This window comes from Cyanobium sp. Aljojuca 7A6, from assembly GCF_024346455.1.
In the GTDB taxonomy this organism is placed as follows: domain Bacteria; phylum Cyanobacteriota; class Cyanobacteriia; order PCC-6307; family Cyanobiaceae; genus Cyanobium.
Window position 1 is genome coordinate 25,906 of record NZ_JAGQCY010000001.1, and the last position, 13,100, is coordinate 39,005.

Genomic DNA, 13,100 nt, shown 5'->3' on the forward strand with positions numbered 1-13,100 from the left:
GGCCGGCGGCATCGAAGCGCAACGACGGATAGCTTGAGCGTCGAGCCACTGCGCCCACCACCGCTTGTCCACCGTTCCTTCACCGGCGCCGTCGTCCCTGGCGCCGCACGATCGAGCCCGACCCCTGGCCAAGGGCAGCCCCAAACCGGCCAAGGATCTCTGCAGCGACTGCGGCCTCTGCGACAGCCGCTGGGTGGCCTACGTCCGCCGGGCCTGCGCCTTCCTTGAGCAGCGCTTCGAGGCGATGGAGGAGCAGGCCCACGGCCGCAGCCGCCGCCTCGACGACGACGATGAGCTCTATTTCGGCGTGCACCAGCGCATGGTCACCGCACGCCTGCGCCAGCCGATCGAGGGGGCCCAGTGGACGGGCATCGTCAGCCGCCTCGGCGTGCGGGCCCTGGAGACGGGCCTGGTGGATGCGGTGCTGTGCGTGCAGCAGAGCCCGGACGACCGCTTCACGCCGGTGCCCGTGCTGGCCCGCACCCCGGAGGAGGTGCTGGCGGCGCGGGTGAACAAGCCCACCCTCTCCCCCAACCTGGAGGTGCTGGAGCAGCTGCCGGGCAGCGGCATCGAACGGCTGCTGGCCATCGGGGTGGGCTGCCAGATCCAAGCCCTGCGGGCCGTGCAGGCCACCCTGCCCCTGCAGAAGCTTTACGTGCTGGGGCTGCCCTGCGTCGACAACGTCAGCCGCCAGGGGCTGCAGACCTTCCTGGAGAGCGCCAGCCGCTCCCCCGACACGGTGGTGCACTACGAGTTCATGCAGGACTTTCGCATCCACTTCCGCCACAGCGACGGCCAGGAAGAAACGGTGCCCTTCTTCGGCCTCGACACCCCCGCCCTCAAGGACGTGTTCGCGCCGAGCTGCCTGAGCTGTTTCGACTACACCAATGCCGGCGCCGATCTGGTGGTGGGCTACATGGGGGCCGGCTTCGGGCGCCAGTGGATCACCGTGCGCAACGCCCTCGGCCAGGAGCTGCTGGATCTGGTCGAACCGGAGCTCGACCTGGCGCCGGTGACCAGCTCCGGCGACCGCCGCCAGGCGGTGCAACAGGGCATCGACGCCTACGAGAAGGCCCTGAAGCTGCCCATGTGGCTCGCCGAACTGGTGGGGGTGTTCGTGCAGCGCTTCGGGCCCAAGGGCCTCGAGTACGGCCGCTTCTCGATCGATTCCCACTTCACGCGCAACGCCCTCTGGCTGCAGCGCCACCACCCGGAGAAGGTGGAGGCCCACATCCCCGCCTTCGCCCGCCGGATCGTGGACCGCTATCGCCTGCCGAAACCGTGAGCGGCGACCCCCGGGCCTGCGGCGTGCTGCTCCATCCCACGGCCCTGCCGGGAACCGGGGCCTGCGGCAGCTTCGGTGCCGCCGCCCGCGACTGGATCGACCTGCTGGCCGCCGAGGGGGTGGGGGTATGGCAACTTCTGCCGCTATCTCCCACCGATGGCACCGGCTCCCCCTACAGCTCCCCCAGCGGCTCGGCCCTGAACCCCTGGCTGATCGATGCCGACGGGCTTGTCGCCGAGGGCCTGATCACCCCCGCCGACCGGGACGCCCTGCCCGCCGGGCCTGACGATCGCCTCGATCCGGCCTGTGCCGGGGAGCGGGCGGCCGCCATTGCCGCCGCCCTGGCCCGGGGCTGGGCCGGGCAGTCGCCGGAGCGCCTGGCGGCCTTCGATCGCTGGGAGGCGCGCCAGCGCTTCTGGCTGGTCGACCACTGCCGCTTCATGGTGATCCGCCGCCTGCAGGGGGGACAGCCCTGGTGGGAGTGGCCCGAACCCCTGGCGCGGCGCCAGCCCCAGGCGCTCCGTGCGCTCGCCGGCGCCCAGAGCCAGGCTCTGCTGGAGGAGGCCCTGCTGCAGTGGCAGCTCCAGTGCCAGTGGGGCCGCCTGCAGGACCGGGCCCATGCCCAGGGGGTGCGGCTGGTGGGGGATCTGCCCTTCTATGTGGCCCACGACAGTGCCGATGTCTGGAGCCATCGGCGCCTCTTCTCCTTGCGCGCCGATGGGGGGCTGGTGGAGCAGAGCGGCGTGCCGCCCGATTACTTCGCCGCCACCGGCCAGCTGTGGGGCACCCCGGTGTACCGCTGGTGGGTGCATCGCCTGGGCGGCTTTCGCTGGTGGCTGAAACGGCTGCAGCGCCAGCTGGAACTGATGGATCTGCTGCGGCTGGATCACTTCCGGGCCTTGGAGGCCTACTGGAGCGTCCCGGGGCGGGATATCACCGCCGAGCACGGCACCTGGCGCCCCTCCCCCGGCCGGGCCCTGCTGCGCCGCCTGTGGTGGCGCTGCCGCCGCCAGGGCCGACTGCTCGCCGGTGGGCGGCTGCCACTGATCGCCGAAGACCTTGGCGTCATCACCCCGGCGGTGGAGGCCCTACGCGATCGCTTCGCCCTGCCGGGGATGAAGATCCTCCAGTTCGCCTTCGACGGCAACGACGACAATGCCTACCTGCCGGCGAACTACAAGGGCAGCCGCTGGGTGGTGTACACCGGCACCCACGACAACGCCACCAGCCTCGGTTGGTGGCGGGATCTCGACGACGACGCCAGGGGACGGGTCGCGGCGGTGGTGGGAGGTGAGGTGCGGGCGCCGAGCTGGCAGCTGCTGGAGGTGGCCCTGGCCTCCCCGGCCGAGCTGGCCGTGGTACCGCTGCAGGACCTGCTGGAGCTCGGCGACGAGGCCCGCTTCAACACCCCCGGTACGACTGAAGGCAACTGGAGCTGGCGGCTGTCCCAGCCCGTGGCGGCGATGGCGGGGCCCCTGCAGGGCTTCGGCGCCATGGCGGCCCGCTACGGCCGGGGACGGGAGGCGGCGGCGGCCGGGGGCGGATAGAGGAACTGCGCCTGGCCCTGGCCGCTGGAGGGGTCGGGGCTCTGGGCGGCAGGGGTGGCGGGCGCCAGGGGCTGGCCGTTCCAGCGCACGGATCCGGCCGCCGGGGCCGGCTCCAACCGCAGACTGAAGGGAGGCAACACTGGCAGGCTGAGGCTGCCCTGCACCGCCGGCAGCTGGGTTTCCACGCCCCGATCACTGCGCAGCGAGACCCGGGTGGGCTTGGCCAGCTCGAGGCGCAGCAGGCCGAGGGCCAGATCGGGTCGGTTCTGGCTGGTTTCTCGGCGCAGCCGCTGCAGCCCCTGGCCGGCGGCGGCCTTGCCCAGGGGGCGCAGGTCGGGGTAGGCCTCCAGGATGACCCGATCGGCATCCTCCAGATTCGCCTGGTCGGTCTGGGCCGCACTCAGGGGCGGGATGGGCTGCAGGGCATGCAGGCCCTGGGCGGCCAGCTGGCGCTGTTGCAGGTTGAGGCCATAGAGGAGCGCAGCGCAGAGCACCGCGTAGAGCACGGTGCCCTGCCAGGTGGTGAAGACATCGATCGAGCCGGGGGTGAAACGCAGCAGCACCGTGTCCCGCCGCCGCCCGTTGCGCCGCTCCTGCTCCGGCGGCAGCACCCCATCGAGACACCCCCCGGGCAGCTCCAGGTGGTGCTCCAGCAGAGGGAGCATGGTGCGCAGGTAGGCCGCTTCCGGCAGCCGGTCCCGCCAGCCCCGCTCCAGGGCCTCCAGCACGGCGGTGCTGATGCGGGTGTCGAGGGCCAGCTGGCGCAGGCCGAGGCCGCGGCTCTCCCGGGCCTCGCGCAGCTGCTGGCCGGCGAGCAGCAGGGGATCCTGGCGTCGCTCCTCCACCACCGTCCCCATGCGGCGGCGCTGCCCCGGCAGGCGCTCGCGCAGACGCTGAAACAGGGACGGGGCCGGCTTGGGCAAGGGAGGGGGGCTCAGGGAGCGACGGCCAGGGGGCCCCATTCTCCCGGTTCGACCTCACGCCAGGATCCTTCCGCCAGATCGCCCAGCTGCACCGGGCCGACGGCGACCCGCCTCAGATCCAGGACCGGGTGGCCGAGGATCGCCGCCGTGCGCCGGATCTGGCGGTTGCGACCCTCCCGCAGCACCAGCTCCAGCAGGGTGGCGCCGCGATGGTGGCGCAGACGATGCAGCTCCACCGGCTGGCTGGGCAGGCCATCCAGGGGTACGCCGGCCCGCCAGCGCTCCAGGGTGGCCGCCCGCGGCCATCCCTCCACCCAGACCTGATATGTCTTGCGATGGCCGTAGCGGGGATGGGTGAGGCGCAGGGTGAGGTCGCCGTCGTTGCTGAGCAGCAGGGCACCACGGCTGTCGGCATCGAGCCGACCCACCGGATGCAGGCCGCGACGCCGCTCCGGCGGCAGCAGGTCGAGCACGGTGGGGCGGCCGTGGGGGTCGTGGCAGGTGCTTAGCACCCCGGGCGGCTTGTTGAGCAGCAGGGTCAGGATGGTGCGAGGCAGCTCCAGGGGCTGGCCGTCGACGCTGATGCGGTCGCAGGTGGGATCGGCGCGGTCGCCCAACTGGGCCAGGTCACCGTTGACCCGCACCCGGCCGTCGCGGAGCCACGTCTCCGCTTCCCGGCGGGAGCAGAGCCCTGCGGCAGCCACGAGTTTCTGCAGACGGTCGGCAGCCATGACCCCATTCTGCGGACCGCTCCAGGTCGGAGCGAGTCCGCAAAGTGATGGTAGATTTACGAAACCAAATGGTTTCGTAACAAGGGACGATGCCTTCGATCACCGTCACGGCTGCTTCCGCGTCCCTGCTGGTCCCCACCGGCGATTCCTTACGCTCCTATCTGCGGGACATCGGGCGGGTGCCCCTGCTGAGCCATGAGCAGGAGATCACCCTGGGCCGCCAGGTGCAGGAGCTGATGGCCCTTGAAGACCTGCGCGAGGAACTCAGCCTGCGCTCCGGCGGCGAGGAGCCCAGCCCCGAACTGCTCGCCGCCGAGGCGGGCCTCACCCCGGCGATGCTGCGCAAGCGCCTGCACGCCGGCCGCCGCGCCAAGGAGCGGATGGTGGCCGCCAACCTGCGCCTGGTGGTGAGCGTCGCCAAGAAATACACCAAGCGGAACATGGAGCTGCTGGATCTGATCCAGGAGGGCACGATCGGCCTGGTGCGGGGTGTCGAGAAGTTCGACCCCACCCGCGGCTACAAGTTCTCCACCTATGCCTACTGGTGGATCCGCCAGGGCATCACCCGGGCCATCGCCGAGAAGAGCCGCACGATCCGGCTGCCGATCCACATCACCGAAACACTCAACAAGCTCAAGAAGGGCCAGCGGGAGCTGAGCCAGGAATTGGGCCGCACCCCCACCCTGAGCGAGCTGGCGGTGGCGGTGGAACTCCCCGAAGAGGAGGTGAAAGACCTGCTCTGCCGCGCCCGCCAGCCGGTGAGCCTGGAGACGAAGGTGGGTGACGGGGAGGACACCGAGCTGCTGGACCTGCTGGCCGGGGACGACCTGCTGCCGGCCGACCTGGTGGATGGCGAGTGCCTCAAGGGCGACCTGCGGGCCCTGCTGGAGCAGCTGCCGGAGCTGCAGGGCAGGGTGCTGAAGATGCGCTACGGCATCGACGGCGAAGAGCCGATGAGCCTGACCGGCATTGCCCGCACGCTGGGGATGAGCCGTGACAAGACCCGCAATCTGGAGCGGCGTGCCCTCGAAGGTATTCGGCACCACTCCCGCTCCCTCGAGGCCTACCTGGTGGCCTGAGCCACCACGGCTCGCCAAAAAGCCCCCGTTTCCGGGGGCCTTGTTCGTGCCAGGGGCGGCTTGGCTTCAGTAGCGGGGACGGCCACCACCGGCGCCGCCGCCGCCGCCACCGGTGCGGGGCTGGGCCTTGTTGACCCGGATCATCCGCCCCATCCACTCGACATCCTGAAGGTCGTCGATGGCCTTGGTTTCATCGGCCTCATTGGCCATTTCAACAAAGGCGAAGCCGCGCTTGCGGCCGGTTTCCCGGTCGACGGGCAAGCTGCAGTTACGCAACTCTCCATACTGCGCAAACAGATGGTTGAGATCCTCCACCTCCGCATCGAAGGAGAGATTTCCAACGTAAATCGTCATGAACAGAGAAACAATTATGAACGGATTCGTCGATAGCCCTTGCAGGACGTTGTCACTCGCCGAAGAGAAATCTTTGAATCACTAGAAGCGTACAGCCTGGTTGGACTGGCAGGCTGGGGCCGTTGCTAAAGGCGAACCATGAAGGGACAAGGGTCGGCCATCGCCCTGGTGGCGCTCTGGATCCTCGGCTGGGGCGTTGGCGGTTCGCTGATCGATGCCGGCCTGATCAAGGCGGCGGTCTACAGCCTGGAAGGGGGACAGGTGGGAACCCTGATCACCTTCGTGCTCTGGAGCCTGCTGTGGGGCGGACTGGGCTTGAAGCTGTGGCAGAGAAGGGGCGCTGGGGGATCCCAAGACGCCCACCCAGAAGACGCACCCTGACTCTCGCCAAGAGCCCTGGGCTACTTGCGGATGCCGAGCAGCTGGGCGCCGTAGTGCTCGCTGAATTCGGCCTGGTGCTGCCAGGCGGAGAGGAGGGTCTTGGCGACCTTGCGGAGTTCCTCGATGTCGTCGCAGCTGTCGATGGCGCGGGAGTGGACGGCGATCGAGAACTGCCGGTTAAGCGAGAGGGAGGTCGGCATGTCCTGCTTTCAATGTTTCAGAACGTTACAAGACCTTGCCGGCAGGAGGGCGGCGGCTAACCGTACTGGCTGCCCAGCAGGCCTGAGCCCTCAGAAGAACTGGTCGAAGTTGTCAAAGTCGACAGCACTGAAGGTGCCGTCCTGCACCTGGGCCATCAGACGCTCCAGCTGAACCCACAGGGCACCACCGGTCAGCAGGGACAGCACGAAGGCCACCAGCAGGGCGGTGCCGGCGCCGAAGCCGAACACCTGCAGGCTGGCACCGATGAAGAGGGTCACGCCGATCACCAGGCCCCCGTAGGGCAAGGTCGTTTCCAGGTTGGAGATCGGCAACAGGGCCAGCCGGTCCTGCTTCCAGCCCTCGAGCCGGTTCTGGATCATCTTGGCGAAGGTGAGGCCACACAGCACGGCCATGGCCAGGCCAATGCCGGCCAGCATGTAGGGCGGGTAAGTGAGCGGGGCGTATTCCAGCAGGATCTCCAGGGCATCCAGATCGCCGAAATCGCCGCTGGCCTGGTCCAGCCCAGCCTGCTGCAGGGTCACCGGAGCATTCGCGAGGGCGGCCAGCAGCTGGGTCACGGCAGGGAGTCAGGAAGCGATCGGGCCCGACCCTAGGCGCCGAGGCCGCCTCCTCAGCTGAATCGGCTGCGCAAGCGGTGGACGATGGCATTCAGGGCCAGCAGCAGCAGGCCCACGCCGATGAATACCAGACCCCGCAGACCCAGGTCCGCCTGGGCCATGTCGATGGCCAGCAGGCGCAGCAGGCAAGCCCCCAGCCCCACCAGGGCCACCAGTCGGAACTGGGGCTCGCGCAGCACCACCCCCAGCAGGTAGATGGCGAAGGCTTCGCCGGTCCACAGGAGCGTCAGCAGGGCGCGGTCGTAGCCGCTGGCCAGCACGAGGGCCACGGCGACAAACAGGGGGTAGTACAGCCAGCGGTTGCGGCGCTGCGCCACCCGCGCTCCGATCCAGACCAGAACTGGCCATCCTCCGGGCTGGGCCAGCCGTTCCAGATCGAGCCAACGGTGGGAGGCCACGACGAAGGCCGTCTGCAGCGCGATCGCCACCACCCCGGCAGCCTGGGCAGCTCGGCTGCCCATGGGGATGGGCGAAAGGCCCCCACCGAGGCTGTACACCAGCGCCAGCACCGACAGCCAGTAGACGATCACGCCATACACCTGCAGCCGGATGGCGAACAGCCGCACCAGCGCCGGGGAGACCAGTACCAACGCCAGCAGGGACCAGGCGACGGGTCGCCAGGGGGCGCTCATTTCCCCCTGCAGCGTCAGGCCCACACCCAGCAGGGCGCCCTCAAGGAAACAGGGCTGAACCAGCTGCCAGGTCCGCAGCCGGGCCAGGTCCGCCCCCGCCCGGAAGAACCAGCCGTGCAGACAAACGGCGATGGCCAGGAGCTCGACCAGCCAGCGACCCCGCAACTGCAGGGCCCCGAGCGTCACCAGCTCCTGGCTGGGCCCGATCACCAGCAGATAGGCGACGCCGAAACCGGCCAGGTAGATCAGAGAGAGCCGCAGAGCCACCCGCACCGCCGCCCCCCGCAGTCGGTGGGTGGTGGCCAGGACCCCGGCGGACAGCAGCAGCCAGGCCACCCCTGGCAACAGCGGTGAGATCGGCTCCAGGAGCCACAGGGCGCCCAGACCCACATCGAAGCCCAGCAGGCCGAGGCCGAGGCCTTGCAGGCGGCGGCGGCCACCCCACAGCGCCAAGAGCAGCGCCAGCAGCCCCAGGGGCAGCAGGCGTCCGAGCAGGGCGACCGGCGGCCAGGGGGCCTGGGCCAGCAGCGCCAGCCAGCCAAAGGCGTGGGCCGCCCCAATGGCCACGCTGATGCCCAGCAGCAGGCCGGGGGGGTGCCAGCGCCGTGCCGCCACCAGGAAGGCCCCCATCACCACCAGGCTCAGCGGAGAACGCCAGTCCTGCGGTACCACCAGCGCTGGCCCCACAGCGATCAGGCCGCCGGCCAGCCAGCCCAGCAGAGGTGGCAGGGGTAGCGGCACGCCGCGGCGTTGCAGCAGCACCTGCATGCCGGCCAGCAGGGCGGCTCCGCCGGTGAGCACGGCGCCGGCCTGCAGCTGGGCCACCGGGTCACGGTTCACCAGCGCAGCCACCAGGGCCGTGATCGCCAGCAGCAGGCCGGCCGCTGCGCTGAGCCACCAACCGACACGGCGCAGGGGCTCGGAGCCCTCCCGCACCGCCAGGCCCAGGAACAGCAGGCACTCCAGCAGCACAACGCCGGCCAGCAGCGGCCCATCGGCGATCAATGGCGCCAGGCTCAGCAGGGCGACCAGCACCAGGGTCTGCCCAACCAGCGCATCGCCCAGGGCCAGCCAGCGTGGACCACGGCACCGGGCACCCCGCCCGAGCAGCAACGCCGCCGCGGCGCTGAGCGCCAGGGCCGTGGCCCTGGCGGCTGCCTCACGGGGATAGAGCAGCAGGCCGAGGCCGAGGCCGCCCCAGAGACTCAGCAGCAGGGCCGCAGGCAGGGCCTGAAACCGGGCTGGCGCCGCGCCCGGCCGGTGCAGCCGCAGCAGGCCCAGGCCGAACACCAGCAACGCCGCCAGGGCGGCGCCGCTCGTCAGGAGGCTGGAGACAGCCAGCGCCGGGGCGTTGGCCAGAAACCAGGCGAGCTGAAACAAGCCATAAACCCAGCTCACCACCAGCCGGTGCCACGGCCAGCGGTGCCGCAGGGGCAGCTCGCCGCCCACCAGGGCGATGACCGTGGCGATCGTCAGGGCAGGGCCGCCCTGGGGAGCGATCGCCAGGGGCACCAAGCTCACGGCCACGTGCAGCGACGCGATCGTGGCGGTGCGTGCGGTGGCGGCCAGGCCGAGGTTGACCGCCACACCCATGGCCAGCAGGGCGAGAACCGCCGCCGGGTCCTCCACCCACTGCAGACCGAGCTGGGGCAGCCCACCGGCGGCGGCGCAGGCAAACAGGACCAGGGCACCGCCACCGCTGCGCAGGCCATCGGTGAGGTCGCGCCAGCGCTCCCGCCGGCCCCAGAGCAGCGACGGCAGGGCCAGGAGCCCGCCCGCCAGCAGGATGACCAGAAAGCGCTCCCGGGCCTCCAGCCGCAAGCCTGCATTGATCGTCATGAAGGTGACTCCGGCCACCACCACGAGCACGCCGAGCAGGCCGCTCCAGTTCTCCACCAGCAGCCGCTCGATCCGCTTCCAGGGCCCGGCGGCGCCCTGGGCCGACCGCAGCGGAGCCACGGGCGCAGGCGCGGGCAGCATCGCCGCCGGCTCCAAGGCCGCCGACGTCAACGCGGCAGGCTTCTCCGCTGGGGCGATCCGTGCCTGACCGGGCCAGGGTTCTCCCGCCAGGCGCTTCTCCAGGGCCTCGCTCCACAGCGACAGGGCGAAGAAGCGCTGGCTGAGTGAAACGGTGTGCCGCTCAAGGCGTCTGAGACGCCGCTCCAGGGACAGGGTCTGCAGAATCCACCCGGCCACCAGCAGCAGCAGGACGATCAGCAGCAGAGCCTCGGTCAAGGGGCCGACGGGTTGTCAGGCAGCGAGTGGATTCAAGCGGGCCAGCAAGCCCGTGGCCAGCTTGCGGGCGGAGAAGGTGCGGCCCATCAGCCCCAGCAGGGCCTGGAGATCGTCGGTGTGCAGGCGGTCGTGGCTCACCAGGCTGAGCAGCAACCGTTGACGCAGGCTGGTTCCCTCCTTGCCCAGCAGCAGTCGCAGGCCGTCACGCGCCACCGGCAGCAGGTCGGTGGCGGTGGTGCCGTTCTCCACCACGTCCAAAAGGTTCTCCAGCCGCTCCACCCGCAGGCGCCCGTCCCGGTCGAAGATCACCTCCAGCAGCTTCTCGCGCATCTCGGCGGTGTCTCCCGCCAGCAGGCGCCGCGCCACGTAGGGATAGGCCACACGGATGATGCGGAAGTCAGGGTCGAGACGCATCGCCAGGCCTTCCTGGCTCACCACCGCCCGGATGATCAGGGCGAAGCGGGCCGGCACCCGGAAGGGGTAGTCATACATCAACTCCGAAAAGCGATCGGTGATCGCCTTGAAATTGAAGCTGCCCACGTTCTCGCCCAGGGCACCACCGAGCACTTCCTCGAGGGCCGGCACGATCGGCCCCAGGGGAGTGCTGGGATTGAGGAAACCGAGCACCACGAAGTCGCGGGCCAGGGCCTCGAAATCCCGGTTGATCAGATGCACCACCGCCCCGGTGAGGGTGAGCCGGTCGGAATCGCTGAGCGAATCCATCATGCCGAAGTCGACATAGGCGACATGGCCCAGACCGTTGGTCCTGCCAGGCAAAGCGAACAGATTGCCCGGATGGGGATCGGCGTGGAAGTAGCCGAACTCGAGCAACTGCTGCAGCCCGGCGATCACCCCGGTGCGAATCAGGGCCGCCGGATCCAGGTGGTGGGCCTCCAGTTCGCGGCGGCTCTGCAGCTTGGTTCCGTTGATCCAGCTGGTCGTCAGCACCCGGCGGCTGCTGAGGGGGCGCACCACCGCCGGAACGGTCACCTCGGGATGGTCCTGGAACAGGGTGGCGAAGCGTTCGGCGTTGTCCGCCTCACGTCGGTAGTCGATCTCCTCGAACAGCGTGGAGCCGAACTCATCGATGATCGCCCCAAGACCGAAGCCCAGATTGAGGGGCAGGAACGGGGCCGCCAGCACCGCCAGCGAACGGATGATGACCAGGTCGCGGCGCAGCACGAAGGGGAGATCGGGACGCTGAACCTTCACGGCCACCCAGTGGCCCTCGGCCAGGCGCGCTCGGTACACCTGCCCCAGGCTGGCCGCCGCCATCGGGTAATCGGGGAACTCCTCGTAGAGCTGGTGGGCGGGGGCCCCCAGTTCCTCCTCGATCAGCGCCAGGGCGATCGCGTGGGAGAAGGGGGGCAGATCGTCCTGGAGCCGGGCCAGTTCCTCCAGCCAGTCGCGCCGCACCAGGTCGGGGCGGGTGGAGAGGGCCTGCCCCACCTTGATGAAGCAGGGCCCGAGGTCATTGAGGGTCTCGAGGATGGCGCGGGCCAGCCGCTGCTGCACCCGGGCATCGGTGCTGCTCGACTGAACCGCCAGCCGCAGGGCCAGCCCCGCCAGCCGCCAGATCACCACAATCACCCGGCTGACCAGAACCCACGGCCGCAGCAGCAGCCAGCGCAAATCACCGTTGGGGTCGTAGGTCGGGGGGGGGGTGACGACCTCAGCCAGTGTTCTGCCGCAACGATGGCCAGACTCTAGGAACTGTGTTCCCTGGTCCATGGGCCCCTTCTGGCGGTCAGCGCCGCTGGCCCTGCACCTGCCGGCCCACGGCCGGGGCCGGGCCCTGGCCCCCGGCCTGCGCCAGCTCCTGCGCCAGCCGCCGGGGAGCTGGGATCTGCCGGAACTGCCCGGCTTCGGCGGGCCCCTCGAACCGGAGGGAACGGTGGCCGAAGCCCAGCGGCGCGCGGCGGCTCTGCTGGGGGCGCAGCGCTGCTGGTTTGGAGTGAACGGGGCCTCGGGGTTGCTGCAGGCCGCCCTGCTCACCCTCTGCCCACCGGGGACCCGGGTGCTGCTGCCCCGCAACCTGCATCGCAGCCTGCTGCACGGCTGCGTGCTGGGCGACATCGAGCCACTCCTGTACGACCTGCCATGCGATCCGCTCACCGGTCTGTGGCGGCCGCCCGAGCCCCAGCGGCTGGAGCAGGTGCTGGCGGCAGCCGCCGCCCTGCGAGGCGCGCCCGTGGCGGCCCTGGTGCTGGTGGATCCCACCTACCAGGGGCTGGTGGCCGACCTGCCGGCCCTGGTGGACCTGGCCCACCGGGCGGGCCTGCCGGTGCTGGTGGACCAGGCCCACGGCGGCGGCGAGGCCCTGGCCGCCGGCGCCGATCTGGTCGTGCTCTCCGTGCAGAAGAGCGGCACAGGCCTGGCCCAGAGCGCCGCCCTGCTGGCCCAAGGTGACCACGTGGCCCCTGAGGCCATCGAGCGGGCCCTGCTGTGGCTGCAGACCTCCAGCCCCAGCGCCCTGCTGCTGGCCTCGACCGCCGCGGCCCTGGAGCATGCCGCCAGCGACGCCGGCGCTCGCCAGCGACGCCGGGCCGAAGCCAGGGCCGCCCGCCTCAGCCGGCGCTTGGAAGCCCTCGGCCTGCCGCTGGTCGCCAACGGGGATCCCCTGCGCCTGGTGCTGGCGACGGCCCCGCTGGGAATCAACGGGCTTGAGGCCGACGCCTGGCTGCTGACGCGGGGTGTGATCGCGGAACTTCCGGAACCTGGCAGCCTCACCTTCTGCCTGGGGCTGAACCCGCCCCGGGCCCTGGAGCGGCGCCTGCCGCGGCGGCTGCAGGAGCTGCGCCGGTCCCTCGGCAAGGAGCCGCTGGCGCCTTTCTCGCCTCCCCCCCTGCCACTGCTGGCGGCTCCGGAGTTGCCGATTGGCCTGGCCTGGCGGAGCCCGGCCGAGGCCGTTCCCCTGGAGCGGGCCACCGGCCGGGTGGCGGCAGCACCGATCTGTCCCTACCCACCGGGGATTCCGCTGCTGGTGCCCGGGGAGCGGATCGATCCGGCCCGGGCCCAATGGCTGCTGGGTCAACGGCTCCTCTGGCCCGGTCAGATCGCTGATACGGTGAGCGTTGTGGTCGGTTCGTGAGCC

General features: G+C 70.6%; 12 protein-coding genes. 5 read left to right on the plus strand and 7 right to left on the minus strand.

Annotated elements, in window-relative coordinates; all coding sequences use genetic code 11:
* Positions 1 to 97: 97 nt before the first annotated feature.
* Together KBY95_RS00125 and malQ are read left to right on the plus strand one after the other, a co-directional pair.
* A complete protein-coding gene (locus tag KBY95_RS00125) occupies positions 98 to 1,285 on the plus strand; it encodes a Coenzyme F420 hydrogenase/dehydrogenase, beta subunit C-terminal domain (RefSeq protein WP_396094859.1) in 1,188 nt (395 codons plus the stop codon).
* Positions 1,282 to 2,832 carry a 4-alpha-glucanotransferase gene (gene malQ / locus KBY95_RS00130; RefSeq protein ID WP_254962655.1) on the plus strand — a complete coding sequence of 517 codons (1,551 nt, stop codon included), beginning with the start codon at positions 1,282 to 1,284 and terminating at the stop codon, positions 2,830 to 2,832. Before KBY95_RS00125 ends, malQ begins: the two co-directional genes overlap by 4 nt.
* On the opposite strand, the gene KBY95_RS00135 is transcribed toward malQ, so the two are convergent.
* Both KBY95_RS00135 and KBY95_RS00140 read right to left on the minus strand, forming a co-directional pair.
* Positions 2,790 to 3,755 (minus strand): RodZ family helix-turn-helix domain-containing protein, encoded by a 966-nt coding sequence (locus tag KBY95_RS00135; protein ID WP_254962656.1) that lies wholly within the window; start codon positions 3,753 to 3,755, stop codon positions 2,790 to 2,792. The genes malQ and KBY95_RS00135 overlap by 43 nt on opposite strands.
* Before the next feature lie 11 nt (positions 3,756 to 3,766).
* Positions 3,767 to 4,486, minus strand: a complete 720-nt coding sequence (locus KBY95_RS00140; RefSeq protein ID WP_254962657.1) for a pseudouridine synthase — start codon at positions 4,484 to 4,486, stop codon at positions 3,767 to 3,769.
* 89 nt (positions 4,487 to 4,575) lie between these two features.
* On the opposite strand from KBY95_RS00140, the gene KBY95_RS00145 reads away from it, so the two are divergent.
* Positions 4,576 to 5,565, plus strand: a complete 990-nt coding sequence (locus KBY95_RS00145; RefSeq protein ID WP_254962658.1) for an RpoD/SigA family RNA polymerase sigma factor — start codon at positions 4,576 to 4,578, stop codon at positions 5,563 to 5,565.
* A gap of 66 nt (positions 5,566 to 5,631) precedes the next feature.
* Here KBY95_RS00145 and KBY95_RS00150 read toward each other — a convergent pair whose 3' ends face one another.
* On the minus strand, positions 5,632 to 5,919 hold the full coding sequence (locus tag KBY95_RS00150) for an RNA-binding protein (protein ID WP_254962659.1): 288 nt from the start codon (positions 5,917 to 5,919) through the stop codon (positions 5,632 to 5,634).
* 138 nt (positions 5,920 to 6,057) lie between these two features.
* Here KBY95_RS00150 and KBY95_RS00155 point away from each other — a divergent pair, with 138 nt between their 5' ends.
* A complete protein-coding gene (locus tag KBY95_RS00155) occupies positions 6,058 to 6,300 on the plus strand; it encodes a hypothetical protein (RefSeq protein WP_254962660.1) in 243 nt (80 codons plus the stop codon).
* A 20-nt stretch (positions 6,301 to 6,320) separates the two neighbouring features.
* On the opposite strand, the gene KBY95_RS00160 is transcribed toward KBY95_RS00155, so the two are convergent.
* The 4 genes from KBY95_RS00160 to KBY95_RS00175 form a co-directional block, all read right to left on the minus strand.
* On the minus strand, positions 6,321 to 6,500 hold the full coding sequence (locus KBY95_RS00160) for a hypothetical protein (RefSeq protein WP_254962661.1): 180 nt from the start codon (positions 6,498 to 6,500) through the stop codon (positions 6,321 to 6,323).
* Between the two features lie 90 nt (positions 6,501 to 6,590).
* The gene (locus KBY95_RS00165) at positions 6,591 to 7,079 is read right to left on the minus strand and encodes a hypothetical protein (protein WP_254962662.1); all 489 of its coding nucleotides are present in this window, start codon (positions 7,077 to 7,079) and stop codon (positions 6,591 to 6,593) included.
* A 53-nt stretch (positions 7,080 to 7,132) separates the two neighbouring features.
* Positions 7,133 to 10,006: a hypothetical protein gene (locus KBY95_RS00170; RefSeq protein WP_254962663.1), complete on the minus strand. Its 2,874-nt coding sequence runs from the start codon at positions 10,004 to 10,006 to the stop codon at positions 7,133 to 7,135.
* Positions 10,007 to 10,021: 15 nt separating this feature from the next.
* Complete coding sequence (locus tag KBY95_RS00175; RefSeq protein WP_254962665.1) at positions 10,022 to 11,737, minus strand: AarF/ABC1/UbiB kinase family protein; 1,716 nt, start codon at positions 11,735 to 11,737, stop codon at positions 10,022 to 10,024.
* Between KBY95_RS00175 and KBY95_RS00180 the strand changes: the two genes are divergently transcribed.
* Positions 11,736 to 13,097, plus strand: coding sequence for an aminotransferase class I/II-fold pyridoxal phosphate-dependent enzyme (locus KBY95_RS00180; RefSeq protein WP_254962666.1), 1,362 nt, complete (start codon positions 11,736 to 11,738; stop codon positions 13,095 to 13,097). The genes KBY95_RS00175 and KBY95_RS00180 overlap by 2 nt on opposite strands.
* Positions 13,098 to 13,100 lie beyond the last annotated feature (3 nt).